The organism is Crystallibacter permensis (genome assembly GCF_025960875.1).
Classification (GTDB): Bacteria; Actinomycetota; Actinomycetes; order Actinomycetales; family Micrococcaceae; genus Crystallibacter; species Crystallibacter permensis.
Window position 1 is genome coordinate 58,328 of record NZ_JAODLR010000018.1, and the last position, 26,195, is coordinate 84,522.

A 26,195-nucleotide genomic window follows, 5' to 3' on the forward strand; every position below is an offset into this window, starting at 1 on the left:
AGGTTCAGGCCTTCTTCTCGAGCTTGAGGATTTCGCGGGCTTCGTCGGGCGTGGCCACCGACGAGCCGAGGTCGTGGACAATCTGGATGGCGCGTTCGGTCAACTGCGCGTTGGTGGCCTTGACACCCTTGCTGAGGTAGAGATTGTCTTCCAGCCCCACCCGGACGTGGCCGCCGAGCAGCACGGACTGGGCCACCCACGGCAGCTGGTCGCGGCCGATGGCGAAGGAGGTCCACTGTGCGCCCTCGGGCAGCATGTTGACCATGGCGTGCAGCAGGCCCGCGTCGACGGGGGCGCCGTAGGGGATACCCATGCACAGCTGGTACAGCGGCGGCGGGGCAATGAGGCCTTCTTCCACCATCACGTTCGCGAACCAGAGGTTGCCGGTATCGAAGATCTCCATCTCCGGCTTCACTCCCAGCTGCTTGATGCGCTCGGCGCCCTCGCGCAGCATGTCGGGGGTGCTGATATAGACCTGGCTGCCTTCGCCGAAGTTCAGCGAGCCGCAGTCGATGGTGCAGATTTCCGGCCGCAGCTCCTCCACGTGGGCCAGGCGCTCCAGCCCGCTGACTAGGTCCGTGCCGGGCAGCTGCTTGGTGGGGTGGCCCGGGTCCAGCACCAAGTCGCCGCCCATGCCGGCCGTGAGGTTGATGACCGGGTCCACGTCGCTTTCCCGCACCAGACGGACAACTTCGCGGTACAAGGCCACATCGCGTGAACCCTGCCCGGTTTCGACGTCGCGGACATGGATGTGGACCACGGAAGCTCCGGCACGCGCCGCGGCGATGGCATCAGCCGCGATCTGCTCAGGGGTGACGGGTACGTGCTCGCTCTTGCCGGTGGTGTCGCCGGCGCCGGTGAGTGCGCAGGTGACGATAACCTTGCGGTTCATTGGGGACTCCCTTGTGGTTTGACAATATTGCGGTCTACAAAACTTTGGATGTGGCTGAACATCTGATCGGAAGTCAGCATGCCGGTCAGGACCTTGATGCCGAGTCCGTCCATCAGGCTGGTCAGGTCCATGGCCAGCTCCCCGGAGGGCGCATCGACGAAGACACCGGACTGCTGCCCGTGGAGGATGGTGTCCTCCATGGTCTGGTACCAGCGGCGGTAACCCTGGGCGTGGTTCTCCTTGCCGGACTCGTCCACGGCGACGTCGGCCCAGGTCTGCAGCCAGATGGACCACTCTGCGTGGCCCCGGTCTCCTGCGGGCAGCTGCAATTCGATCAACCGCTTAAGCCGGTCCACCGGATCCGAAATCGTGTGCAGCTCGGCGATCTGGCGGTCAAAGGCCAGCTTGACAGAGTAGCGCAGGGCCTCGGCGAAGATCTCCCGCTTGGTGGAGAAGTAGTAGTGCACGGTTGCGCTGCTCATCTCGCAAACGTAGGCAATGTCCGCAATTCGTACCGCGGAGTAGCCGCGGCGGGCCAGCAGCCACCATGCCGCTTCGATGATCGCGCGCCGCTTCAGCGCCTGTTCGTTGTTTTCGCGGTGGCGCGTCGGCAGAACCTTGGCCGGCGGCGGCACTGACGGACCCTGGCTTTGATCGGAACCGGAGATCAGCCAGTTCACCGTAACGCCGGTGACATCCGCGAGATTGGTCAACTCCGCCGGCAGGAAGCGCCGCGTGCCTTTGAGGGCCTTGGAGAGTTTGGTTTCATCCAGGCCAATGTGCCGTGCCACCTCCCGTTGGGCGAGGCCGGAATTCCGGATGGAGACGCGGGCTCGTTCTGCTAGTCCCGCGTGATCTGCTGCCGATGCCATCCCCAGACGTTATCCCTTGACTTGCGATCTTGGCAAGACCGTCGATTAAAAATCAGTCAGAGTTGCGAATTTGTGACGTGAGACACGTGAGTGGGGGTTGGGGAAAGTGCGAGGCAGTAATGCCGCACGCCACAATGGTAGGCAAGAGGACGGACGGCGTCGTTGTTATTCAGACCTAAGGCGTCACAACGGTCATGGTGCCGTCGCTTGCCATGCCGATCGTGGTGCCGAAACTGCTGCTGGCGTCGCCGAGCACGCGGTGCAGCCAGACGGCATCATCCCTTGCCGCCCGTTCCAGCCGCATGCGTCGGGAGCGCATGGCCACAAGGCGCAGTTCGCGCAGGTCCTGAGAGGCCGCGTCCATGGTGACGAAGTACAGCAGGCGGAGGTCGTTACGGAACTTTTCATAACCGCTGATGCCCTCGTAGTCGTTGATCAGGTCGCCGCAGCCGTACAGGATCAGCCGGCCGCGGTAAATCTCGATCGGACGCGGATGGTGGGACGAGTGGCCGTGCACTATGTCGATGCCGCCATCGATCAGCCAGTGGGCAAGCTGGACCTGGCCGCGGGGAACGTTGTAGCCCCAGTTCGAGCCCCAATGCAGGGAGGCCACGGCTAGGTCGCCGTCCCGCTTGGCCACGTGGACGCGCTCGATGATCAGCGCTGCGCTAGCCTCGGACAGATCCGGCAGCAAGGCCACGCCCGGCCGGTTGTTACCGGCGGCATTGGCGAAGGAGACGCCGCTCGACTCAAGGCCGGCTGACCAGACAAGCACCCTCCCGTAACCGGTGCTCAGCACCGCCGGGTTCCACGCTTTCGCGGCGTTCCGCCCTGCACCAGCGGTTCGGATACCTACCCCGTGCAGCACGTCCACCGTGTCAGTAAGGCCAGGGATGCCGAAGTCCAGCACGTGGTTGTTCGCCAACACGCAGACATCGATGCCGGCGATGGTGAGACAAGCGATGTTGTCCGGGCGCATGCGGTAATGGATGCCCTTGCCAGGGGCGAAATCGCCGTCGTCGGTAATGCTGGTTTCGAGATTGATAACCCGCGCATCGGGCGCGGCTTCGCCGATGACCTTCAGCGCGTCTCCCCACGGCCAATCCGGTTCAACAGGTCGGGGAATCGGGCCATTGGCTGCTTCCGCCAGCGCAACGTAATCCCGGGCGTCGCGGACGTACCCCTCCCGCAGCTTCGGCGAGCCAGGGCTGGGCAGGATCTGGTCCACACCCCGGCCGGTCATCACATCCCCGGCGAGGAACAGCTTGATTGTTTCGGAAGCCATCAGCGCACCCGATTCATATGCCCGCTTGCAACTACTATAACGCTCTCCTTGCCGGGAAAGCACCGGCGGAAGAGGCCACATTCGGGCCGTATTTTCCCAGTCATAATAGAGGGATGAAGACCGCTGTCTCCTTGCCTGATAAGACCTTTGAACGGGCCGAAGCTCTAGCTAAAGCGCAGGGTCTCGGCTGGTCCGAATTCGTATCTCGCGCCGTTGATCGTTACGCCGACGAGCTGGAACGGTCGTCGCTGACTACCCGGATCGACGCAGCGATTGCACGATCTGGAATCGACGATGAGTCGACCATCGCTGTGGGAGCTAGTCGTTCCACCTTGTCCGCTGATGCTGAAGATTGGTAATCGAGGCGAAACGCTTTTGTTCAGCCCGGCCGCTCACCGAGCAGCCGGGCTGAACGAATTGCCGTTCGGTCTTCGCTTAGGCTTCTGCTGGGGCGAGGACGATGTCGAAGCGGGTGCGGGCCCACGCCTGGGCGGCGAGGTCGCGGCCGTCGGGGGTGGGGGTGCCGGCGGGTTGCTGGTCGAATGTCTTGATCAGGGAGTCTTTGACGCCGAAAACACTGTCGCCGATCTCGATCTGCGGGTCTCCTTCGACGAAGATGTGGGTGACGAGGGTGCGCAGGTTCTGCGCGGTGACCATGAAGTGCAGGTGCGACGCACGGACGGGGGAGCGGCCGACGGCTTCGAGCATTTTGCCGACGGGCCCGTCGTGCGGAATCGGGTAAGGGGTCGGGGTAAGGCCCCAGAAACTGTAGTGCCCGTCCTCGTCGGAGTAGAGGTGGGCGCGTCCGGCGACGCGGCCGTCGGTGTACTGGACGTCGTAGAACCCGTCGTCGTCGGCTTCCCAGACCTCGATCCGCGCGTTGGGTACGGGGTTCCCGCTGGTGTCCTTCACGGTGCCTTCGACCCAGCAGGGCTGGCCGGCGGCGCCGCCGGCGATGTCCCCGCCAATCGGGATCTCGGGCGCGTCTTCGGTGAAGAACGGCCCGAAGACGGTTGCCTCGGTTGCGTCGAGGGTTTGTTTGACGGCTTCATTGTTCACGGCGATGGTCTGCATCGAGGCGCCGAGGACGTCAGAGAGCAGGATGAATTCCTGGCGTTTGTCGTCGGTGATGTGGCCGGCGGCGGTGAGGAACTCGATGCCCTTGTTCCACTCGTCCTCGGTGAGGCGGACTTCGCGGATGAAGTTGTGCAGGTGCTTGGTAAGCGACTGCATCAACTGCTTCAACCGCGGGTCTTCAGCCTTATCGAAGGACGCGATGACGGTCTCGACGAGCTGCTGTTCAACGGCCTGCTGTTCGCTGCTGATGCCGCCGGTTCCTGATGCAGTGGTGCTGGTTTCGGTCATGGTGATTCTCCTAAAACTTTGTGCGTCCCGGTCAGAGGCCGGGGGTGGTGCCGGCAGTGGCGGCGCGGAGCAGTTCGGTGAGGTTCTGCTCGGTGGGGGTGCGCGGGTTGGACGCGGGGATCACGGGCAGGATGATGTCGACGGCCTCGGCGATGTTGTCTTCGGCGAAGCCGTAGTCTTTCAGCGCCTTCGGGGCATCCAACGTTGCGCGGAGCCGGTTGAGTCCTTCCACGGCGTTGTCGGTGCCGAAGGCCGCGGCGATCCGGTTGGCGGCGTCTGGGGCTTCGGGGGCGTTGAACGCGAGCACATAGGGCATCACGGTGGCGTGGGTCTGGGCGTGGGGCATGTTCCAGGTCCCGCCGAGGACGTGGCAGATCTTGTGGTGCATCCCGGAACCGGCGGAGGCGAACGCGACCGCGGCCAGATACGCACCGTAGAGCGCCTGCTCGCGTCCCGCTAGATTCGCGGGATCCTGCTTGACCAGGGGAAGGCCTTGGTTGAGGGCGCGGATGCCTTCCGCGGCCAACGCCTGGTTGATCGGGTCCACCCGCGGTCCCCACATGGAGTCTACGCAGTGCGCCAGGGCGTTCAGGCCGGAGGCGACGGACAGGTCCGCTGGCAGCGAGAGGGTCAGTTCGGCGTCGTACACCACCGTCGCAGGGAGGACGCGGTCGTCGATGCCGGTGGTCTTGCGCGCGGCCTCTGTCAGTCCCCACACATTGGTCGCTTCCGAGCCAGCGTACGTGGTGGGCACCGCGATGATCGGCAGACCAGTGGTGAGAGCGATGGCTTTGGCCAGGCCGGTGGTGGAGCCGCCGCCGACACAGACCAGCAGATCGATGCCGTGCTCAGCTGCCGCGGCGCGGGCTTTTTCTGCCTTCTCGATCGGGACGTGCGGGGCGACGTCGTCGTAATCCAAGGCCACGCTGATGTCCGCGGTGACCCTCTTCGCGATCGGGGCCTCGAACTCCGAGGCGATCACCATGACCTTCTGTGCGCCTAGGCGGGTGACCTCGGCGCACAGGTTTTCGGCGGCTTTGCCGGAGCCGAACAGCACCCGCTGTCCCAACGTGACATGTTCAAAATTCAGGCTCATGCTCGGGCTCCTCGGTTCAGGATGGCGGAAACGGTATCCAGAAGCACGGCTTCCGGGTCTGCGGGCAGGCGGTCGGCGCGCCAGCCGATGTGCTTGTCCGGGCGGACCAATACGGCACCATCTTCTTCTACGCCACGCAGTTTTGCCCAGTCGAAGTACAGGTCCGTAATGTCCTGACCGGGGCCAATCACCACGGTCTTCACTGTCACGCCGAGCTGGTCACTGACCTTCTGAGCGGCGGTGGCCCAGTCCTCGCCGGTGATGCCAGTGAAGAGGGTGAACTGACCGTAGGGCGCCAGATCGTGCGTGGAGTACTTGCGGATGTTGTCGCCGACCCAGGCGTGCGGCAGCCGGACGCCGGGGTGCGTGGACGGTTCGTAATAGAGTTCAGGATCCCGCTGCGGCGCCGGCTTGGTGCTGCCGTCGCCGACCACCGCCGAGGACTCGTAGTGCTGGCCCAGCTCCACACCGTGTGCGTTGAACTCGTAGTTCTTGATCTCCATGGCCTCCTGGACCGCCCGGCGCTTGGCCGCGCCCTCTGGCGTGTTGTCCTTGCGGGATTCGATCAGGGCGAGCATTTCCTCAGGGGTCTCCGCCTTGTCAATGCCCAGTGCCTCGAACAGCTTCACGAACTCGCGGCCGGACTGGTTGGCGCGGGTAACTATTTGCTTGGCCACCGGGGCACGCTCGGTTGAGTAGGTCTCCAGCAGTTCCTCGCCGGCCTGCCCGTTGAGCACGGCGGCGAGCTTCCAGGCCAGGTTGTAGGAGTCCTGGATCGAGGTGTTGGAGCCCAGGCCGTTGCTCGGCGGATGCTTGTGCACGGCGTCGCCGGCGCAGAAGACGCGGCCCTTCTGCAGGTGCGTGGCGTACTGTTCGTTGTTGCCCCAGAGCGAGATGCCGGTTATTTCGACGTCGAGATCCGGCACCCCGATCAGGTTGCGGACCACCTGCCGGGCGTCCTCTTCGCTGACCTCCGGGGTTCCTTCGTTGATGTCGAAGCCCCAGACGATCAGCCACTCGTTCCACGGCCGGACCATGCGGACCAGGCCGGCACCGATGCCGCCGATGTTGGAACCGGGCTGGACCACCCAGTAGAGCACCGACGGCCGGTGCCCCACGAGCTCGGCGATGTCAGCCTTGAAGGTGATGTTCATGGAACCGGCGATGTCCATCTGGCCCTCGTACGGCAGTGCGATATCCGCGGCCACCTTCGAGCGCGCCCCGTCCGCGCCGATCAGGTACTTGGCGCGGATGGTGTACTCGCTGCCCGTAAGCCGGTTCAGCACACGCACGCTAACGCCGTCGCTATCCTGCGTGTGCGAGAGGTACTCGCTGGAGAACTGGGTCTGGGTGCCGCGCATCGTGGCGTTCTTGACCAGGATCGGCTCCAGATACGTCTGCGGGATATCGCAGTTCAACGATGGCGAGGCCAGCTCGTAGTCTGCATGCCGCGCCGGGTGGTTGCCCCAAGTCAGGATGCGGCCGATCTCCTCGCCCGCGATCGACGTGCAGAAGACGGTGTCGCCGATCATGTGGTGAGGGGTGGCGTCGGCGAGGACCTGTTCCTCGATGCCCAGGTCGCGGAAGATCTCCATGGTCCGCTGGTTGGTGATGTGCGCCCGCGGCGTGTTGGCCGTCCAGCGGTACTTGGTGATCATGATGTTGGGAACACCGAGCGAGGACAGGAACAGGGCAGCCGAGGAACCGGCCGGACCGGAGCCGACAATCAGCACATCCGTCTCGACGACGTTGGAATCCGGGGTCTCCGTCTCAGCGACCCCGTCGTTGAAAATCACCATGGCATTACTCCACTTTCGATAGCCGGACTTTCCGGGTAACTGCTACGAGTGTTGCAGACCACACAACCTTTGTGCGTGGAGATCGGGATCACGGCGGAAAGCAGCAAAACGACGGCGGAAATATGCAAAAAGAGGCTCTACGCGCTGCCTTCGTAGATACCGTATTCGGGAAGTCCTGCCGTTTCATAGGTATGGATCGCCACTCCGGCGGGCGTCACCTTGTGGTCGACGAGCTTCAGCCCAGAAGGAGCGCCGCCATCGGTGAACAAGCGCCGCCCGCTGCCCACAACTACCGGGGCGATAACCAGGCGCAGTTCGTCAATCAATCCTGCAGCGAGCATCGACTGACCGAGCCTGGCGCTGCCGTGGATCTGCAGGTCCCGGCCGGGCTGCTGCTTGAGTTCCGCCACCTTTGCAGGAATGTCCCCGGAGAGGATGGTGCTGGGATGCCACTCTGCGCTGGTGAGGCTGTTGGACGCGACGTACTTGGGCACACTGTTCATCTTCTCCGCGAACGGATCGTCAGGATCGGTCATATTCGGCCAAGCCTGCGCGAACTCCTCATACGTGCGCCGGCCCAGCAATAAACCGTCTGCTTCCGCCAGCCAATCGGCGGCCTGCTGCATGAACGTCTCGTCCATGTGCGGGACGAACCAGCCACCCTGAGTGAAGCCACCACTGGTGTCCTCGTCGGGTGAGCCCGGACCTTGGGACACGCCGTCCAGAGACACGAATTCCATCAGGGTCAGTTTCATCGCTGCCAACTTTCTGTCAGTGGCCTGCCGGTTCACGACAGGGCGTCGGTCCAGCGCGCATCTTTGCGGGCTTGCAGCGGGCTGACGCCGAAGAGTTCCTTGTAGGCCCGGGAAAAGTGCGACTGCGAGGAAAAGCCGAGTTCCGCGGCAAGCCGGGCCAAAGGTTGCCGGGGATTGCCCGGGTCGGCCAGCAGGCGGCGGGCCAGCTGCAGCCGTTCTTCCCGGATGAACCGCACCACGCTGATGCCTTCTTGCGCGAAGACCCTTGAGAGCTGTCGATCGCTGATCCCGATCGCCACGGCCACCAGTGCGGCCGACAGCTGCGGGTCGCGCAGCCGCTGCAGGATGAAGGATTTGGCCGCGGCGAAATGGCCTGTGCCCCCGCCGTCGTCGCCGTCGACCAGGATACGGAACAGGTCCAGAGCCGACGCTTCCAGACTGGCGCCGTCCGGCTCCGGATCTGCCAGCGCGCTCTTCATCAGGCCGGCCAGCGCGTTCGCATGCTGCCCAGCAGCCACGGAGCTGCGGAAGTCGAAAATCTGTGGGCGACCCAGGCTGCTTCGCCCTGAAATCTCTTTGTAGACCGGCCGCGGAATCTTGAGCGCGAGTTCGCGCAGCCCGTGCGAAAACCCGCGCATGAACGGTTGGTCCGCGTCATACAGAACGGCTTGGCCCGGGCGCAGCATCTCGCAGCCGTCCCGGTGATAGAAGAAGGCCTCGCCGTCGAGATTGAAATAAACAACGACGGCGTCCGCCGGGTTCGCGGAGATGTAACTTTGGGTGCGCTCAACCACGTGTGGATTACCGGCTACATGCGCGAACTGGATGCGCGGAAGCTGGAGGTTGAGCTCGGTTGCTTCGAGGGCCGCCTCGCTGAGCGTGCGGCAGCCGAGGCCGATGAGCGAGCGGGCATTATGGTTTTCCCACAGTTCCACGCGCCGCGGCTCGGGCAAGCCGGCAGTCGAAAACCGGACCACCCCGTGGGCAGATCGCGTGGCGGCTGAATTCCTCGCGGCAACCGTCGCCGACCGGGTGCCTGTGAGCTGTCTCATACCAGCCAAGCGTACGTGTGGCGGCGGCATTTTTGCTAGCGGAGATCCGGCAGACAATGCGTTGATCAGGCTTCGGGCCAATGTGACTCAATCCAAGCGATCACGGGCTTGATGGTTTCGTCCGAGTTGGACTCGAAAATGAGGCCGTGGCCGTTGCCGTCGATGCCGTACTCCTTCAAGTTCAACCATTCGGCCGCTGCCCCTGCAGTGTTCAGGAAACTGACCACGTCTGGAGTAAAACCAGTGAAGGGGGAGGCGCTGCCGCTGATGACGGCAACTGGCTTGCCTTCGAGCGCGGGCAGCCGCAGTGATTCGGGGTCAGCAGCCTGCGCTTCCTCGGCAGTGCGGAAGGGCGGTCCGTAGTTCAGCGGTGCGGAGGTCAACCCCCAGGACAACGTGCCCATGCCCGGTATCTCCGCGAAGGCCGGTCCCACAGGTTCGACGGCGGCGATGCCCTTCACGAGCTCAGGCCGGGCGTCGGCAACGAGCCAACCGGCGGGCCCGCCCGCGGAGTGCGTGACAATGACCGCTGGGCCGATGCGGTCCAGCAGCCTGGCCAACCGATCAGCATCCATGGCTTGCGAGTCCGCCAGGTCCGCAGGCAGCGGGCCCATCGAAGCGGTCAGTTGGTCGAGATGCGCAGAACCGACCTCGCGGTCATAGCCCCAGGCTGTTTGGGCGTCGGCTGCTTCCGCCGGCAGGAAGAGACCTTGGGCTGCTTCGTACGGGAAGGCGCCGCCCATGGGTCCCACCACATCCGGATGGTAGGGGGAGCGGCCGTGGCCGGGGCGGTCCACCACATAGACGGCAAAGCCGGCTTCGACGAAGCGCTGGGCCCAGCCCGGCCTGCCATCCGGCGTACCGGTCCAGTCTGTGCCCTGGCCGCCACCGCCGTGGACCAACACCAGCGGGTAGGGCTGTGTGACGTTTTCCGGGGCTTCCCAAGCCACAAACATCGGGCCGCGCTGAACGGTGCCTCCCGCCGTCGTCAACCGTTCACCGGGAATCCAGAATTGGCCGCGGCGCGAGGTGACCAGGGGTGCGTCGGAGAGGTGCGGGGCGATTGCAGTCATATCAGGACTCCTTGGAGGACAGAAGGTCGTTCAGCAGTTTGCGGATGCGGGCTACTGAATCGTCATTGATGTGGTGCTCGGTTTCGTCATAGGTATTGAGTACGACGGCGGCGCCCGCCTTGGAGAGGGCGACGGCGGTGGCTTCAATCCGGGGCAGGGGCACCCACACGTCGTCGACAGCCGATGCCATCACGACCGGCACGCCATCCAAGCCGCCTTCTTCAGGCCATTCGTGTTCTTCCGGGCCGATGTACCCGCCGGTGTGCAGCACGACGCCGGCGTACCGGTTCTGGTTTCGCAGCAAGTATTCCGACAACAAGCACGCACCTTGCGAGAAGCCCAGCAGCACGGTTTTCTCCGGACCGATGCCGCGCTCGGCCAGCCAGCCCAGATGCTGCCCGACGGCCTCGAGTGCGTGGTCCAGGCGCGGCTGGTTTTTATCCAAGGGCTCCATGAACCCGGCCGGATACCAAGTAGAATCCTTCGCTGACGGCATCAGGTAGGCAACACCCGAAAGGTCGATATGGTTCGCCAGCTCCTGCATGAATGCAGGCGACTGAGAACGACCATGCACGGCATAGACAACCACGCCTGCGCCGGTCAACGGAGCGCCGTAGAGTACTGGATCTCGCGCAAGGTGGGGATTGAGCTGCGTCATGACATCGCCGAGTGGGCGCCGAGCTGGTGCCAGGTCCGGTTGTGGTAGACCAGCGGATGGGACTGTTCAGCGGGACGGGAATCAACGTCAGGGATGTTCACCTGCAGAACCTGCACGGCGACGACCGTGGAGTCACCGGCTTCCATCTGGTTCACAATCTTGCCGCGGAGCCAGGCGTTGGCGGTGGGAAGGACGGGCTCACCTGTGACAAGACGGGTCCAGATGCTGGTGTCCTCGAAGCGGTCTATGCCGCTGGTGGAGAAAGTTTTGGCCAGTTCGATCTGGTCCGCGCCCAGGAGATGAACGACGACCGTCTCAGCCCGCCGCAGTGCGGGCGCAGAAGACGAATTGCCGGATAGCGAGAAGACCAGCAGCGGGGGATTGGCCGAGACGGAGAACACTGAGGTGGCTGTCAGTCCTACCGGTCCGTCGCCGGGGTCAGCAGTAACGACCGAGACGCCGGCGGGATGGTTGCGGAAGGCAGCTTTGAAATCGTCTGCCGTCAGCATCTGGTCAAAGTGTCCCTCGGCCATGCGCGCCGGGCTGGCTTGGGTTGAAGGGCGGGTCATAGTGGCTCCTGGAATCTTGGGGCGTGCCGACCGTGAGGCGACCGGCACGCCAAATGGGGAGGACGGGCTACTGGTCTTTCAGATCGAGGAAGACCCACTGCGCGTTCGGCGCCAGACCGGCCAGCTGGCGTCCGCAGTTCTGCAGGACGACTGGGCCGGAGGTGACGTGCTGAGTGCCGGCATGCATGTCCCGGAAGAAGCGCTGCATGTCGCCGGAACGCAGAGCCGCGGTGGCAGCCCACTTGTACACCGTCTGGGTCACCTCGTGTGCTGACCACGTGGTGTTATTCAAGGCCAGACGGGTCAGGGTTTCCTGCTCGGTCGAGAGTAATTCACCCCTGTCCAGGGTCGCCTCGTTGTCTGCCCAGGTCTCCATGACCAGAGCGCGGGCCGAACGCAGCTTCGCTTCGGCCTGGGCATAGGCGGCATGGAATTGGTCCGTGTCCACTGAAGCCCCGGGGGCGCCCGATTTCTTCTGAGCGAGTTCCCTCATTTCGTCCAGCAAACGCCGCGCTACACCGAGAGCCCAGCCCGTGTGGCAGATGCCGGACATGTTGGCCAACCCGAGGTGGTAGAGCGCGCCGCCGTTGAGGGCATCCATGATGGAAACCTCGTAGGTGTAACTTTCCGGCACAAAGAGATCCTCGATCACGTAGTCGATGCTGCCGGTCGCCCGCAGGCCCATGACATCCCAGTTGTCAATCAGGGTGGCCTGTTCCTTGGGCAGAGTGAAGACCAGCGCTTGACCGGTCTCTTCGCAGAAAGCGGCCGTGTGGATGTGGGTTGCCTGGTGCATGCCGGAGGCAAAGGACCAGGATCCCGAGAGCCGGAAGCCGCCGTCGACCTTTGCTGCCATTCCCAGACGCGTACCCTGTCCTGCGATCAGTGCGTAGTCGTCACCGCCGGGGAAGAGGTCCTGAGTGGCTTCTTCACCAAGCCACGCCGCAGTGGTACCGGTGATCATCTGCAGTGCCATGAACACCCAACCCGCTGACGCATCGGCGTACGAGATCTTTTCGATCGCTTGGATTACCTGCCGGGGCGAGAATTCGTAGCCGCCCAGGTTGCGTGGAATGCCCACTTTATAGGCGCCGGATTCCTTCAGCGCGGCCTCCACCTCTGGGGTGAGCCGGCCGCCGGCCTCGTTCGCCTCCGCGTTGGCCTTGAGCAGTGGGGTGATGGAATCCAGACGCTCCATCAGCGCGTCGAACTCATTGCTGACGTGAAGCCGGGAATCCGTAATCGTCTGTTCACTCATGGAGATTCTCCTTCAAGTAGTTTCAGGGCCGGTCAGACGTTAATGTGCTCGAGCTGTTCGAAAATCTGCGTGCGCTGGTTTTCGAACTGCTCGGGCAGCTGGAAGCGGCTTCCGAGTTCCTGAGGTGATTCGTCGCAGGTCCAGCCGCCGTCTTCGTGCGTTACGGCGAGTTCGAACAGGGCGCCGCCGGGGGTACGGACGTAGACGGACTTGAAGTACTTGCGGTCCTTGAGTTCGGAGATGTCGGTGTAGCCGGCACCTTCGATGCCAAACTTAACCTCGTCCTGGTTCTTCAGGGTGTCCAGGTTCCAAGCGAAGTGGTGGTACGTGCCCGAGCCGTAGTGCCAGGTGCCTTGATCGTCCGAGATGTTGGCCGTCAGTTCCACATGGTTTCCATACTTGGCGTTACCGACCTGGAAGACCGCGCGGTCGCCTTCTTCGCTGATCTGTCCCTGGGAGAAGAAGGTGTTGTTCGCGAAGTCCACCATGCGTTCGGGGGTGGTGACATGAATGCCGACGCCGTGGATGCCGTGGATGGCGTGCTCCTGCGGCACACCATTCCCGGCGAAGCCTTCGCGTTCGTCGCCGTCCGTACCGACAAAGACATACTCAATGCCGGAGGGATGGCGGAAGGCTAGACGGCGCTGGTCGAAGGCCTCTATGTTCTGGACCTCGACCTTGTGCTGGTTGAGGCGCTGGTGCCAGAAGTCCAGTGACGTCGACGGGACCGATAGCAGGACCTCGCGGGCTTGGTTTGTGCCGCGCTTGCCGTACAGCCCGGCTTGAGCCCACGGGAACGTGGTGACGACGGAGGACGGATCGCCATTGGCATTGGAGTAGTACAGGTGGTAGATCGGCTTCGAACCGTCGAAGAGCACGGTGCGCTTGATGAAGCGCATCCCCAGCGTTTTGACGTGGAAGTCTACGTCTTCCTGCGCGGTGCCGACGGACAGGGTCACATGGTGTGAACCTTCGATGTAAGTCATGATGTGTCTCCTTTGACGTGGTCTCTACCCGGAGTTCTTGGGGTTGGTTTCACCGTAGTGGTGATTCACATCACTGAAATCACGACAGAGCGCCCGCCGATATCGAATGCGTGCAGCGTTGACAGGAAAGTGTGCTCGGTCTCTGGCGACAGCCCATTCTTGAACGGGTTGACCCAGATACTGCTGCACGAAGCGAGGACTTTCATGTCGCCAAGCCCCCTTTATGCAGTCGCCTTGCCAACCAAGGAATGGCCGAAAGTCAAGGTCAGGCACCGGATGGAATCCGCTACGTGGTCGCGGATGTAGGTCTGCGCACTGGCATGAAGTGTCAGGGGAAACGGACATGCTGGTCCTGCCAAGAGGCTGTCCGGATCCGCTGTTTCGTAAGTGCAGAGCCAGACAATGGATACGACGGCGTGGCTGACTACCCGCCGGACGGGTTTGGTTTCTGCAATGCAGCCGGCGTGCATGAAACGGCCACAGGTGAACTCGCATTGACAATGATCTTGGCCAGCTTGCGAGGCATTCCGGTCGCCGTTGGCGGGCAGCATGCGGGTGAATGGCGCCATAAATGGCATCCGGGACTAGCTAATAAGCGTGTGCTCGTTATTGGCACCGGTGTGGTGGGGCAGGAAGTTGTCCGATGACTTGAACCCTTTGAAGTCAGCATCACGAGGGTGGCGCGCACAGAGCGGACGGATGGTTTCGGGATCGTACATCAATCGTGGATCTTTCCGGCCCTGCTGCCTGAAGCCGACGTCGTTTGGCTGTACCGCTGACGGCGGAAACCAAGGGCCTCGTGGGCGCGGCATTTTTGGCATCGATGGCGCATGAGTGGTCAATGTGTCGAGAGGTCCGGACGGGCCAGCTGGTCGCCGAGCTGAGCACGGGCAGCTTGATGGCAGCACTCGATGTGACGGACCCGGAACCGTTGCCAGCGGGACATGCCTTGTGCAGGACACAAAATACGCCGAGCACTCCGCATGTCGGCGGGCATACGGCGCCATGTTGCAGCGGGTTACGGAGTTGTTGAAACGACATTCAGCACGCGTGGCTGCGGGCCAGCCTCCGTTGAACCGGTGCTCTAGTAATCCGACGGATGCACTAGGAAGCACCTTCCAGAGCAGCCCTGCGGAAATCTGCGGGTGTGAGTCCGGTTGAGTCCTTGAAGATTTGCCCGAAGTGTGAGGCGCCTTTGAACCCCCGGCGCTTGGCGATCGCAGCGGCGGGCACATTGATGAGCATGGGGTCGGCCAGATCGCGGCGGCAGCGCTCGACACGCCGTTCCCGGATCCATGCGGAAACACTGATCCCGCTGTCTTGGAAGAGGCTGTGCAGATACCGCAAGGAGATGAAGTGTGCGCCCGCAATTTGCAGCGGGACAAGATCTGGGTTCCCCAGATGCTCATCAATGTACTCGTGGATCCGACGCATCAGGGATTCGCGTGTCTCCGTCTGGCGTGGTGGGACCTGTATTGCAGTTTGGCTCAGCAGCATAGATCCCACGAGATTCATGACACCGCTGACAGTCGAGTAACGATTGACATTAGCCATGGAGTCCAGTGTCTCGTTGAGGGTGCTGAGGAGCGCCCACACGGAAGGAGCCAAGCCAGAGCCAGCATCGATCCGCGTGGCAGTCATTTCGTTCAGAGCATCGTTTGAGGTGCTAATGAGCTTCTGCGGGAACTTGATGCACAAGGCTCGGTAGCCATCACTGCTGGCCAGCGAGGCTGGTTTTGTTGAATCGTAAAAAGTGAATTGCCCGGGCCTGAGGACGGCCGTCCGGTCATCCTGTGTCAGCCGGAATTCGCCCGAGAGTTGCAGCGTCATCAGGTACTCGGGGCGCTGACCGTGTTCAATTTTAGAAGCATCACGGTAGGCGGCGTGCCGATCGCAGGTCATGTTGATGAATTCGAGGTCCGCAAATGGCCTGCTCTGTACAGACCCCTTGAAGGACTGCGGTTCATCGAAATCGAAATCAAAGCTCAGCAGCGAGCGTGCCACAGTGTCACGCCAACTGGTGAACGACGCCGGTTGATCTGTCGATGTTCTTTGTTGCGCTGAGCCCGCTGAGCCCGCTGAGTTTGCATGAGCCATGGCAAACACCCTCCTCGGATCGCCTGGTTGAATTCCCCGTTCCTGCCTGCCGCGCTGCGCAACTGGTAGGTGGGTGCATTCTACCGCGTTGGTTGTGGCGCGCGTCACCCGTCAAGTTTCGTCGCTTCCGTGCATGTCCGAAGCAATGCACGGATTCGACAGCAGGGTGCACGGTGCTTGGATGCCGGTGATCTGGATCACTAATACGCTCTGGGGGAAGGCCAGCAAGGCCATCCAGCGGCTAGCTTCACTGCGGCCGCCAGATGAATCCGATTACCGACATAAGGACGTGCGGACGACGATGTCTACTGCCCGAACAGCTGCGGACACAACGCCGCGAAGCATCCAGGAACTTTTCGATCTGACCGGCGAGACGGCCGTCGTTACAGGAGCCGGCAGCGGACTAGGCAAAGCGATAGCCGAGATTCTTGCTCTGGCCGGAGCCCAAGTGGGGTTAATCGATGTAAACCAAGATCGCCTTGCCACGGTCGGGGCCGGTATCGAGGCCAACGGTGGGAAGACTTTCAGCCTGACCGCCGACGTCTCCGATTCCACCTCGATTGCCTCCGCCATCGAAGACATCAAGGACCACTTCGGCGGACTGAACATCGTCTTCGCCAACGCCGGAATTTCCCGCGGGCCAGGTTTCCAGGAGGCCGAGGGTACGCTGACGGGCACACGGCGGGAGGACTGGAACGCGGTGGTGGACGTCAATCTCAATGGCGTCTTCAACACCCTCGGGGTCGCATCGGGAGCGATTGCCGACGGCGGGCGGATCATTGTCACCGCGTCCACCGCTGGACTCCGTGCAGATCCAATGGTCGGTTATGCCTATGTGGCCACCAAGGCCGCCGTCCTCAACATCGTGCGTCAGGCGGCACTGGAACTGGCTCCACGAAACATCCGGATCAATGCAATCGCACCAGGTCCGTTCCGAACGAATATTGCAGGCGAAGGAGCTTTGGACGCCCCCGAGCTCAACAGTATGTGGGCGCAGACCATCCCCTTGGGCCGGATGGCTCATCCGGAGGAACTGAAGGGGCTGGCGCTTCTCCTGGCATCCAACGCCTCGAGCTTCATGACCGGCGGCGCCTACGCCATCGACGGCGGCGCCCTCGCTCTGTCGCATGCGCACTGAACCACATGCTGCACCGGCCGCTTCGGCCGGTGCTCGGACGACAGGCACGGATGGACACACTATGAGCACAGCATCCCAGTACGTCCTTGAAGCCAGGGACATCAGCAAACACTTCGACGGCGTGTTCGCATTGAACGAAGTGGACCTTCAGATCCGGACGGGTGAGATCCATGCACTGCTGGGCGAGAACGGTGCCGGCAAAAGTACACTCATCAAGGTCCTTACCGGTGTTTACGCTCCCGACTCCGGCACAATGCACCTTGAAGGCGAGGGCATAACGTTCAAGGGGGTAAGCAGCGCGCATAAGGCCGGCGTCGTAGCGCTCTACCAGGAACTGTCCATCGTGCCCAACGTCTCCGTTGCGGAGAACATCGTGCTGGGTGACGACATGCCAACCCGTGCCGGGCTGGTCGATTGGAAAGAGCTTCGCCGGATTGCCCGTGAGCAGCTCGACCGGCTCAATCAAGGCCAAATCCCGGTTCAGCGAATGGCCGGTCGGCTCACTCCGGTCCAGCAGACCATGGTCGCGGTCGCGCGTGCCATCGCCGTCAAAGCCAAGGTCCTGATTCTCGATGAGCCAACTGCCGCACTGACGGACCATGAGATCCAGGATCTGTTTCGGGTGCTCCGCAACCTCCGCGCCGAGGGCGTCGCCATTGTCTACGTTTCCCACCGGCTGGAAGAAGTGTTTGAGCTCTGCGATCGGGCAACCATTATGCGCAACGGTCGCGTGATGACGACGACGGATGTAGCTGACACGACCATCCGCGAGGTCATCTCCACCATGGTGGGGCGGAACCAAGAGGACCTGTTCCCCACCCGGGGGATTCCGGGTGCCAGTACGGCAGTGGAAATCCACAACCTGTCGGGCCAGCGGGTCAAAGATGTTTCGCTTTCGGTTAAGGAAGGCGAAGTGCTCGGAATCGGAGGTCTGGCCGGATCTGGCCGCAGCGAACTGCTACGCATTATCGCCGGCGCACAACGGCATACTTCTGGTCGGATTGTCATCGACGGGCAGGAGACCAACCACAAGTCGGTGGCTGCCGCGCTGAGCCATGGCGTAGCTCTCGTCCCGGAAGAACGGCGCAGTCAGGGAGTGGTACTGTCCCAATCCATCGGTGAGAACATCGCCGTTGGGAATTTGACGTCGATCAGCAAATGGGGACTGGTAACGCGGGCCCGCATCAAGTCCTTGGCATCGAACTCGATAGCGGAGCTCCAGATCAAGAGCCGCGGACCCCACCAAACGGTAGGCCAGCTCTCTGGCGGAAACCAGCAAAAAGTTGTGCTTGCCAAATATTTGGCACGGAACCCCAAAGTCCTGCTGCTTGACGAACCAACCCGGGGCATCGACGTCGGCACGAAGTCTGAAATCTACGGGCTGATACGAGGGCTGGCGGCAAAAGGCGCCGCCGTCATCGTGGTCAGTTCCGAGTTGCCGGAATTGATCGGCTTGGCCGACCGCATCGTCCTGATGCACGAAGGACATATCTCCGGCGAAGTCTCGGCAGCAGGCGCTGACGAAGAGCAGCTTCTGTCGTATTGCTATGGAAGGGCAGCATCATGAACACTGCACAGAAAACACCGGTGGAGAACAAGCCGCCGCAAGGATCAACTATGCAGACCCGCGCGGCAGCAGGGGAGGGTGCCCGCCGGTATACCTCGGCGCTTGGTGCCATGAAGTCCGGCGGGACAATCATCGGCTTCATCCTGCTGGTGGCCGTCTTTGGCATGATGCGTCCGGAGGTGTTCCTGACCTTCGGGAACCTGCGCAACGTGCTGGAGCAGGTGGCTATCTTGGCGATCATCGCCTCGGTGCAGACCGTGGTGATGGTAGTGGGGAACTTTGACCTCTCCGTCGGTGCGACGGCATCGCTTTCCGGGGCCGTTGTCGCCCAGCTGTTGATCGGCGGCCAAGGAATCGCAGTCGCCATTGCTGGCGCGTTGGTGGTAGGAGCCCTCGTGGGCGCGGTCAACGGGTATCTGACTGCCTACCTGAAACTTTCTGCTTTCGTGGCCACCCTTGCCACCATGACATCCGTCTCGGGGTTGGCTTTTATCGTCACCGACGGCACCACGCTGTTCGGGCTGCCGCAGGGGTTTATGTCCCTCGGGCAGGGCCGTTGGCTGGGGCTGCCGATCCCGATCTTCGTGGCCATTGCCATTGCAGTCATGGTGTGGTTTGTGCTTCGTAACACCACCATCGGACGTCGCTGGCACGCCGTTGGCGGCAACGCCGAAGTCGCCAAGCTCAGTGGGGTCCACGTGAACCGGGTCCGTTTCCTGGCCTTCGTGGTTGCCGGTGCTGGTGCTGCCTTGGCCGGCGTGGTCCTCACCAGCAGGCTGGCCAGTGCTACGGCCACCAGCGGAGACTCCTACATGCTGCTGGCCATCGCCGCTGTCTTCCTGGGCATGACGATCTCCAAGGAAGGCACAGCGAACATCGGCGGAACCCTGATCGGCGTGGGCATACTCGGCGTCCTGAGCAACGGCCTGAACATCATCGGCGTCAGCACCTACGTGCAGCAGTTCCTGACCGGCATCATCATCATCGCTGCCGTGGCGTTCTCGCGGCTGGGCAACAAGGGAGTTTCCTAACGTGAAAAAGTTACTCGCACTGATCAGCAGCCTGGCAATGGCCCTCATCCTCGCCGGTTGCGGGGGAAATGCAGAATCCTCCGAAGGAGCATCGGACGACGTTGAAGTCGCCGTCATCACCGGTTCCTATGGCACCCCGGCTGCCAAGTACGCCATCGATGCTTTCAAAGAGCTCGGCACAGGCAAGGGCTGGAATGTCACCGTGGCGGATACCGACTTCGACTTCAACCAGGTCAACTCCCTAATGCAGGATGCGTCGCTGCGCCAGGTGGACGCGATTGTGCTTGGGTTCCCCACACCTGAACAGATCACCGTTGGCCTGCGCGCGGCCAATGACGCGGACGTGCCCGTTTACGTGATCGATGGCGGAACAGCGCCGATGGAAGGAGTTGCACTGAACGTCACCAGCGACTCTGTACAGCTGGGCGAAATCAGTGCACAGGCCCTGCTGGACGCCATGGGCGGCCCCGGCAAGGTACTGGTCATTGGCCATGATCCGCATCCGGGCATCCGGCTGCGGACTCAGGAAGCCATTTCCTATCTGGAGAAGGCCGGTGCCGAAATCGTAGACATCAAGCAGGTAAAAGAACCGGCCTCATCCCAGGGTGAAGCACTAAACTTCGCCACTGATTTCCTGCAGGCCAATGCGGATGATCTCGACGGCGTATGGGCCGGCTGGGACGCAGCAGCAATGGGCGTGGTGCAGGCGCTCAACTCTGCTGATCGAACAGAGATCCCCGTTACGGGCATTGAGGCCACCGATCAGGCAGTGGCGGAAATCGGCAAGGACGGGCCTTTTATGGCTACCGTCTTCCAAGACTGGGATGCCATCGTCGGACGCATGGCAGAAGTCATGGAGGCAGATTTCAACGGCACTGACCCTGTCACTAACTACGAAGAAATGCCGGGAATCCTCGTGAACCAGGACAACCTGGACAGCTTCAACTCCTGACTTCCTCACTCCTTTTCGAAAGGCAACGATCAAAAATGCGCAATAACAGATTCCTGGCTGCCGCGGCTACAGCTGCAGTCACCCTCCTGGCCGTCACCGCTTGCGGCGGAGGCGCCGACGCATCAGCGGAGCCTGAAGACAACGGGGCCCCGGTGGTGGCCGTCTTCACCGCCTCCTATGCCACACCCGCCGTCAAGACTGGCGTGGACATGTTCGAGGATCAGGCCACCGAGAAGGGTTGGCAGGTGTCCGTGTCGGATAGCGCCAACGACTACAACAAGCTCAATGCCCAGATGCAGGATGCCATTTCCCGGGATGTGGACGCCATCGTCATGGGATACACCTCGCAGGAAAAGACCAGCCTGGGAGTTTCAGCTGCCAATGATGCCGACATCCCGGTCTTTGCCATCGACGCCGGTATCGAACCGTACGAGCCCTATGCGCTGAACGTGACCAGTGACAATACACAGCTCGCGACCGCGAGTGCCCAGGCGATCATCGATGCCAATCCCGACGGCGGGGATGTTCTGATTGTGGGCTGGGACTCTCATCCGGGCATCCGCCTTCGCACCGACGTGGCTACCGAGCTATTCGAGAAGAACGGCTTCAATGTTGCCGCCAATCACCAGATCCAGTCACCCGGGGCCGCCCAGGAGGAAGCACTGTCCTTCGTGCAGGACTACCTCCAGTCACATCCAGGCGAAGCAGCGCCGGTTGGTGTTTGGGCCGGGTTCGATGCTGCCGGTTTCGGAGCGGTCCAGGCAGCCGAGGCCGCCGGCGCCGAAGGTATTGCCGTGGCCAGCATGAATGGCGATGATTTCGCCATTGCCGAGATCGCCAAGGGTGGTCCGTTCATTGCCACTGTGCTGCAGGACTGGCCCACCATCATCGGCGATGTGGTCAGCGCAATGGACACCTACTTCACTGACGGCACCCTTCCCGAAAACAACCACATAGAAATCGAGGGAACCCCGATCACCAAGGGCAACGCCAGTGAGTTCTAAAATCCAGGGGGCAGTGCTGACCGCCCCGGGCTCCTTGGAATTGAAGGCGTTGCCCGAACCGGGAGAACCAGGACCTGGGCAGGTCCTGCTCAGTCCGGAGGCCGTAGGAATCTGCGGTTCGGACCTGCACTATTTCAACGGGGACATAGGTGCTTTGACCGGTGAGAGCGACTGGTTTCCTCGAGTGCTCGGCCACGAATTCGCGGCCATTGTCGTGGCGATCGGCGACCGAGTGGATCCGGCCCGGATCACTCCGGGAAACCGCGTAGTGGTCTGGCCGCTGGAAACCTGCGGCAGCTGTTACGCCTGCGACCACGGAAGGGAAAACGCCTGCTACGACATGCGAATTATCGGTGTCCACCGGGACGGAGGCATCAGCCAGCGGCTTCTCGTCCAGCAAAGGGCCGTGTTCCCGATCGCCGATACGGAGCCGGAAATCGCTGCCTTCACTGAACCGCTCTCCGTGGCCGTACATGCACTGGCCCGCGTCAACATCGGTGAAGATCAACCCGCCAAGGGAACGCGCGTAGCGGTACTGGGCGGTGGGCCGATCGGGCAGGCTGTTTCTCTGGCCGCAACAGTTTGGGGTGCAGACACCGCCGTCGTCGATCTTAAAGCGGACCGCAGAGCGATGGCGGAGCGTCTCGGGGCAAAGCTGACGTTGGGCGCCAGTCAGCGTGCTGTGCCAGAGGAGCTGCGGAAGTGGAGCGGAGGCTACGGGCCAGATGTTGTCATTGATACCACAGGGGTTCCTTCGGTCTTGTCGCAGGCAGTCGACATTGTCGCGCGCGGTGGGGACGTCGTCGTCGTTGGTCTGACCGGAGGAAGCGCGCCGTTTTCGTCCGGCGTGCTGCCGGAGAAGGAGGTTTCCATCCATGGGGCTAGCTGCGCGGGCCCGAAGGATTTTGCTGCTGCAGTCCGGTTGGTTGAATCCAACAACGACGCCGTTGCCGCCTTGATCTCCCATGTCCTCCCCTTGGAGAGGGTCAAAGACGCGTTCGGGGTGGCGCATGAGGCAGCTGAGGGAACAATGAAGGTAGTCGTCAGAATTCCGTGAACCAGTTGCAATTGCACTACTTCGAAAGGGCATTTTCCAGATGGTTTCTTCCATTGCACTTCCCCGCATCATGCGGATCGGCGGCGGAGCTGCCGGCGAGCTCGGCAGCGTTCTAGCAGGTTTGGGCCTGTCCAGGCCACTGCTCGTCACCGATAAGTTCCTGGCCAGCACCGGCGCAGCTGACCGGTTACTCGCCAACCTCAGGGATGCAGGGCTGGATGGTGAGGTGTTTTCCGAAACTGTTCCGGACCCGACCACCGACTCGCTGCTCGGAGGACTGGAAGCGGTTGCAGCCCACCGCGCCGACTGCCTTGTCGGCTTCGGCGGCGGCAGCCCGATGGATACGGCCAAGGCTCTGGGGCTGCTTTCGGCGCAGGGCGGAGAAATGCGCGACTACAAGGCGCCGCGGAACAACAGCGGCCCCGCCCTGCCCGTTATCGCCATCCCGACAACTGCCGGAAGCGGATCCGAAGCCACGCAATTCACGGTCATCACGGACAGTGCAACTGACGAGAAAATGTTGTGCACGGGTCTGGCTTTCCTTCCCGTGGCCACGATTGTCGACTATGAGCTGACCATCTCGATGCCTGCAAGGCTGACCGCAGATACCGGGGTTGATGCACTCACCCACGCCGTCGAGGCGTATGTCAGCAGGAAGGCGAACGCGTTCTCAGATGGCTTGGCTCTGACCGCTATCGGCACCATCGGCCGGAACATCCGCCGGGCGTATGCGGACGGTGACGACGGTGAAGCGCGGGAAGCCATGATGTTTGCCGCCACGCAGGCCGGCATCGCTTTTTCGAATTCCAGTGTGGCCCTGGTGCACGGCATGAGCCGGCCGATCGGGGCGCATTTCCACGTGGCCCACGGCCTGTCCAATGCCATGCTGTTCCCGGCAGTCACGGCCTTTTCCGTGCATGGCGCGCTCAGCAGATATGCAGACTGCGCACGTGCCTTCGGAGCCGCCGGGCAAGGCGATTCCGATGCACTGGCCGCTGGCAAGTTGGTCGAAGCCCTTGCTGTCCTCTGCAAGGACCTGGACGTTCCGACGCCGCAGAGCTACGGCATTGACCAAGAGAAGTGGACTGAGCTGACCCCGCTGATGGCACAGCAGGCGCTCGCTTCCGGGTCCCCGGGAAACAACCCCATCGTTCCTACAGCAGACCAGATCGAGGATTTGTACGCCCGGATTTACAGCTGAGAACGATACGGGAGATTCGTCTTGGCAGTTACCCCGCGTGCTGGACGCCGGCGCCCGGAAGACGGACGATAAACTCCGTCTTCCCCTCGCTGCTGCTGACGTCGATGCGGCCGCCGTGCGACTTCACGATGGCATCCACGATGGACAGGCCCAGGCCGTGGGTGCCGCTGCGGTCGGAGCGGGCGGTGTCGGCCCGGGTGAAGCGGGAGAAGATCTTGTCGATGAAGTCCGAGGGGATACCGGGGCCGTCGTCGGCCACCGTCAGGACGGCGGCGCCGGGCTCGGCGGCCAGCGAGGTGACCACGGTGGTCCCGGGGCCGGTGTGTTTGTGCGCGTTGGTCAGCAGGTTGATGAGGACCTGGCGCACCTGGCCGGGGTTGGCCCGCACGGTCACCGGGTCATCGGGCAACTGCAGGACCCAGCGGTGTTCGGGGGCGGCGGCGCGGATGTCGCTGACGGACTCGACCACCAGCTGGGTCAGATCGACGTCGTGCTGTTCCGCCCGGTGCCCTTCCTCCATCCGCGCCAGCAGCAGCAGGTCTTCGACCAGCGCCGTCATCCGTTTGGACTCGGACTCCACGCGCGAAATGGAGGAGCGGCCTTCTTCGCTGAGGTTCTCGGTCAGCCGGATCATTTCGGAGTAGCCGCGGATGGCGGTCAGGGGAGTGCGCAGTTCGTGGCTGGCGTCGGCGACGAACTGGCGGAGCTTGGTTTCGCTGCGGTGTCGGGCACTGAACGCGCCGGCAACGTTGTCCAGCATCAGATTGAAGGCGTGGCCCAGCCTTCCCACTTCGGTGGCCGGGACCGCGATCCCGGCGGGCACGCGTTCGGCCATGGCGACTTCGCCTTCGCCCAGCGGCAGCCGGGAGACGCGGGTTGCAACGCCGGAGAGCTCCTCCAATGGGCGCAGGGTACGGCGGATAATGAGCGTGCCCAGCAGCGCCGCGGCGACCAGTCCTGCCGCGGAAACCACCGTCATGGTCCGGGTCAGGGAGGCCAAGGTTTCCTCCTTGGCGAGCAGCGGCAGGCCGGTGACGATGGTGTATTCGCGGTCCGCGTTGTAAGTCGCCACCAGCCGGTAGTCGCCCACCGAAAGCGTGCGGTCAACAGGCGGAACGTCGAGGGACAACTCGTCGAGGATCTCTTCATCCGCCTCTGTCAGCTCCTGCCTGCCGCCGTCGGGGGTGAAGATGCCGGCGCCCCGGACGCCGTGGTGGCTGATGCGCGCGTTCAGCGTTCCCCCCTGGGTGCCTGGTCCGCTGAGCGGATCCGCAACATTCTCCGAATCCTGGGCGCCGCCGTCGTCCTCTTCATCGTCTTCATCGTTACGGTCCCGGCGGAACTCTTCCTGCGACCGGTTGGCCCGGAAGGAGGCCTGCGCCAGCTGCTCGTCCAGCTGCCCGGTCAGGAACGAGGTCATCGCCGCGTGCGCAGAGAGGCCGACGGCGAGGCAGATCGCGGCCAGCAGCGCCAGCGTGATCAGGACCAGCTTGGTGCGCAGCTGCCATTTCCGGAACGGGCGCCACCCGCCGCTGCGCCCGTGGCCGGACGCAGGCGCCGACGGCGGGAGGGAAGGCCGCTTGTCGCTCTGCATGGGCTTCTCTTTCAATCTGACCGATCCACTGATGGGATGTAGTAACTGTAGTGGTTATTGTTGAAACAGTATCCGCGCAACTTGTTACCAGGGGAGTAATCATGGCCGCACAGGATCCCACCGAACTGGTCAGCGGGTTGCCCAAACTCCGCCATCCGGACGGCAGCCCCGTCCGGGCGCTGGTGGTCGATGACGAGCCGCAGCTTTCGGACCTGGTGCGGATGGGACTGCGGATGGCCGGCTGGGACGTGCACGTGGCCCATGACGGGCCGTCGGCGGTGAAAATTGCCCGCGATATCCGCCCGGACGTGCTGGTGCTGGACGTGATGATGCCAGGGTTCGACGGCGTGGAGGCGCTGGGCCGGATCCGGTCTTTCTCGCCCAACGTGCCCGCCCTGTTCCTGACCGCAAAGGATGCCGTGGCGGACCGGATCACCGGCCTGGCCGCGGGCGGGGACGACTACGTGACCAAGCCGTTCAGCATGGAGGAAGTGATGCTGCGCCTGCACCGGCTGGTCCAGCGCTCCGGCGTGGCGGCAGCGGCAGCGGCCGAACTGGTGGTGGGGGACCTGGTCCTGAACCTGGATACGCGCGAGGTCACCCGAGCCGGGACGGACTTCCAGCTCACGGCCACGGAATTCGATCTGCTGCATTACCTGATGGACAACGCCCGTACGGTGGTCAGCAAGAGCCAGATCCTGGACCATGTGTGGAACTACGATTTCGGTGGGCAGAACAACATCGTGGAGCTCTACATCTCCTACTTGCGCAAGAAGATCGACGCCGGCCGCTCGCCGATGATTCATACCGTCCGCGGCGTGGGTTATGTCCTCAAACCAGCCGTTTGAGGGGCCGGTCGAGGGAAGAAGTTCGGCCGGTCCGGCGGCGTGCACC

General features: G+C 62.8%; 26 protein-coding genes. 11 read left to right on the forward strand and 15 right to left on the reverse strand.

The window, feature by feature from the left end:
- Positions 1–4: 4 nt before the first annotated feature.
- From B0G38_RS17745 to B0G38_RS17755, 3 genes are all read right to left on the reverse strand, one after another.
- On the reverse strand, positions 5–892 hold the full coding sequence (locus B0G38_RS17745) for a beta-keto acid cleavage family enzyme (RefSeq protein ID WP_264670649.1): 888 nt from the start codon (positions 890–892) through the stop codon (positions 5–7).
- Positions 889–1,764 (reverse strand): TetR/AcrR family transcriptional regulator, encoded by an 876-nt coding sequence (locus tag B0G38_RS17750; RefSeq protein ID WP_264670650.1) that lies wholly within the window; start codon positions 1,762–1,764, stop codon positions 889–891. Before B0G38_RS17750 ends, B0G38_RS17745 begins: the two co-directional genes overlap by 4 nt.
- A 175-nt stretch (positions 1,765–1,939) precedes the next feature.
- Positions 1,940–3,049: a CapA family protein gene (locus tag B0G38_RS17755; RefSeq protein WP_264670651.1), complete on the reverse strand. Its 1,110-nt coding sequence runs from the start codon at positions 3,047–3,049 to the stop codon at positions 1,940–1,942.
- Between the two features lie 113 nt (positions 3,050–3,162).
- Between B0G38_RS17755 and B0G38_RS17760 the strand changes: the two genes are divergently transcribed.
- On the forward strand, positions 3,163–3,408 hold the full coding sequence (locus B0G38_RS17760; protein ID WP_264670652.1) for a hypothetical protein: 246 nt from the start codon (positions 3,163–3,165) through the stop codon (positions 3,406–3,408).
- A gap of 76 nt (positions 3,409–3,484) precedes the next feature.
- Here the strand turns inward: B0G38_RS17760 and B0G38_RS17765 are convergent, their stop codons facing one another.
- The 10 genes from B0G38_RS17765 to B0G38_RS17810 all read right to left on the reverse strand — a co-directional run bounded on the left by B0G38_RS17765 (position 3,485) and on the right by B0G38_RS17810 (position 13,660).
- Positions 3,485–4,414, reverse strand: coding sequence for a dioxygenase family protein (locus B0G38_RS17765; RefSeq protein ID WP_264670653.1), 930 nt, complete (start codon positions 4,412–4,414; stop codon positions 3,485–3,487).
- Between the two features lie 31 nt (positions 4,415–4,445).
- Entirely contained in the window at positions 4,446–5,510 is a 1,065-nt protein-coding gene (locus tag B0G38_RS17770) for a maleylacetate reductase (RefSeq protein WP_264670654.1), read from the reverse strand.
- Positions 5,507–7,309: an FAD-dependent oxidoreductase gene (locus B0G38_RS17775; RefSeq protein ID WP_264670655.1), complete on the reverse strand. Its 1,803-nt coding sequence runs from the start codon at positions 7,307–7,309 to the stop codon at positions 5,507–5,509. Before B0G38_RS17775 ends, B0G38_RS17770 begins: the two co-directional genes overlap by 4 nt.
- A 137-nt stretch (positions 7,310–7,446) precedes the next feature.
- Positions 7,447–8,064 (reverse strand): dihydrofolate reductase family protein, encoded by a 618-nt coding sequence (locus B0G38_RS17780; protein ID WP_264670656.1) that lies wholly within the window; start codon positions 8,062–8,064, stop codon positions 7,447–7,449.
- A gap of 32 nt (positions 8,065–8,096) precedes the next feature.
- The gene (locus B0G38_RS17785; protein WP_264670657.1) at positions 8,097–9,116 is read right to left on the reverse strand and encodes a helix-turn-helix domain-containing protein; all 1,020 of its coding nucleotides are present in this window, start codon (positions 9,114–9,116) and stop codon (positions 8,097–8,099) included.
- A gap of 65 nt (positions 9,117–9,181) precedes the next feature.
- The gene (locus tag B0G38_RS17790) at positions 9,182–10,189 is read right to left on the reverse strand and encodes an alpha/beta fold hydrolase (RefSeq protein WP_264670658.1); all 1,008 of its coding nucleotides are present in this window, start codon (positions 10,187–10,189) and stop codon (positions 9,182–9,184) included.
- A 1-nt stretch (position 10,190) separates the two neighbouring features.
- The gene (locus B0G38_RS17795; RefSeq protein ID WP_264670659.1) at positions 10,191–10,847 is read right to left on the reverse strand and encodes an alpha/beta hydrolase; all 657 of its coding nucleotides are present in this window, start codon (positions 10,845–10,847) and stop codon (positions 10,191–10,193) included.
- Positions 10,844–11,416 carry a flavin reductase family protein gene (locus B0G38_RS17800; RefSeq protein WP_264670660.1) on the reverse strand — a complete coding sequence of 191 codons (573 nt, stop codon included), beginning with the start codon at positions 11,414–11,416 and terminating at the stop codon, positions 10,844–10,846. Before B0G38_RS17800 ends, B0G38_RS17795 begins: the two co-directional genes overlap by 4 nt.
- Positions 11,417–11,483: 67 nt before the next feature.
- Positions 11,484–12,674, reverse strand: coding sequence for an acyl-CoA dehydrogenase family protein (locus B0G38_RS17805; RefSeq protein ID WP_264670661.1), 1,191 nt, complete (start codon positions 12,672–12,674; stop codon positions 11,484–11,486).
- Between the two features lie 32 nt (positions 12,675–12,706).
- Positions 12,707–13,660, reverse strand: coding sequence for a VOC family protein (locus B0G38_RS17810; protein WP_264670662.1), 954 nt, complete (start codon positions 13,658–13,660; stop codon positions 12,707–12,709).
- A 416-nt stretch (positions 13,661–14,076) separates the two neighbouring features.
- Between B0G38_RS17810 and B0G38_RS17815 the strand changes: the two genes are divergently transcribed.
- Together B0G38_RS17815 and B0G38_RS23355 are read left to right on the forward strand one after the other, a co-directional pair.
- Entirely contained in the window at positions 14,077–14,307 is a 231-nt protein-coding gene (locus B0G38_RS17815; RefSeq protein WP_264670663.1) for a Rossmann-fold NAD(P)-binding domain-containing protein, read from the forward strand.
- A gap of 116 nt (positions 14,308–14,423) precedes the next feature.
- On the forward strand, positions 14,424–14,693 hold the full coding sequence (locus tag B0G38_RS23355) for an NAD(P)-dependent oxidoreductase (RefSeq protein ID WP_413542087.1): 270 nt from the start codon (positions 14,424–14,426) through the stop codon (positions 14,691–14,693).
- 71 nt (positions 14,694–14,764) lie between these two features.
- Here the strand turns inward: B0G38_RS23355 and B0G38_RS17820 are convergent, their stop codons facing one another.
- On the reverse strand, positions 14,765–15,664 hold the full coding sequence (locus B0G38_RS17820; protein WP_264670664.1) for an AraC-like ligand-binding domain-containing protein: 900 nt from the start codon (positions 15,662–15,664) through the stop codon (positions 14,765–14,767).
- A gap of 394 nt (positions 15,665–16,058) precedes the next feature.
- Between B0G38_RS17820 and B0G38_RS17825 the strand changes: the two genes are divergently transcribed.
- The 7 genes from B0G38_RS17825 (at position 16,059) to B0G38_RS17855 (ending at position 23,707) form a co-directional block, all read left to right on the forward strand.
- Complete coding sequence (locus B0G38_RS17825; RefSeq protein WP_264670665.1) at positions 16,059–16,895, forward strand: SDR family NAD(P)-dependent oxidoreductase; 837 nt, start codon at positions 16,059–16,061, stop codon at positions 16,893–16,895.
- Between the two features lie 61 nt (positions 16,896–16,956).
- A complete protein-coding gene (locus B0G38_RS17830; protein ID WP_264670666.1) occupies positions 16,957–18,462 on the forward strand; it encodes a sugar ABC transporter ATP-binding protein in 1,506 nt (501 codons plus the stop codon).
- On the forward strand, positions 18,459–19,493 hold the full coding sequence (locus tag B0G38_RS17835; RefSeq protein WP_264670667.1) for an ABC transporter permease: 1,035 nt from the start codon (positions 18,459–18,461) through the stop codon (positions 19,491–19,493). The genes B0G38_RS17830 and B0G38_RS17835 overlap by 4 nt, the downstream gene beginning before the upstream one ends.
- 1 nt (position 19,494) lies before the next feature.
- On the forward strand, positions 19,495–20,445 hold the full coding sequence (locus B0G38_RS17840) for a sugar ABC transporter substrate-binding protein (RefSeq protein WP_264670668.1): 951 nt from the start codon (positions 19,495–19,497) through the stop codon (positions 20,443–20,445).
- A gap of 35 nt (positions 20,446–20,480) precedes the next feature.
- Positions 20,481–21,449, forward strand: a complete 969-nt coding sequence (locus B0G38_RS17845) for a sugar ABC transporter substrate-binding protein (RefSeq protein ID WP_264670669.1) — start codon at positions 20,481–20,483, stop codon at positions 21,447–21,449.
- Positions 21,439–22,506: a zinc-dependent alcohol dehydrogenase gene (locus tag B0G38_RS17850; protein ID WP_264670670.1), complete on the forward strand. Its 1,068-nt coding sequence runs from the start codon at positions 21,439–21,441 to the stop codon at positions 22,504–22,506. Before B0G38_RS17845 ends, B0G38_RS17850 begins: the two co-directional genes overlap by 11 nt.
- A gap of 40 nt (positions 22,507–22,546) precedes the next feature.
- Positions 22,547–23,707 carry an iron-containing alcohol dehydrogenase gene (locus tag B0G38_RS17855; protein ID WP_264670671.1) on the forward strand — a complete coding sequence of 387 codons (1,161 nt, stop codon included), beginning with the start codon at positions 22,547–22,549 and terminating at the stop codon, positions 23,705–23,707.
- Between the two features lie 28 nt (positions 23,708–23,735).
- On the opposite strand, the gene B0G38_RS17860 is transcribed toward B0G38_RS17855, so the two are convergent.
- The gene (locus B0G38_RS17860) at positions 23,736–25,301 is read right to left on the reverse strand and encodes a sensor histidine kinase (RefSeq protein ID WP_264670672.1); all 1,566 of its coding nucleotides are present in this window, start codon (positions 25,299–25,301) and stop codon (positions 23,736–23,738) included.
- Positions 25,302–25,402: 101 nt separating this feature from the next.
- Between B0G38_RS17860 and B0G38_RS17865 the strand changes: the two genes are divergently transcribed.
- Positions 25,403–26,149 carry a response regulator transcription factor gene (locus B0G38_RS17865; RefSeq protein WP_264670673.1) on the forward strand — a complete coding sequence of 249 codons (747 nt, stop codon included), beginning with the start codon at positions 25,403–25,405 and terminating at the stop codon, positions 26,147–26,149.
- The last annotated feature ends 46 nt before the right edge of the window (positions 26,150–26,195 follow it).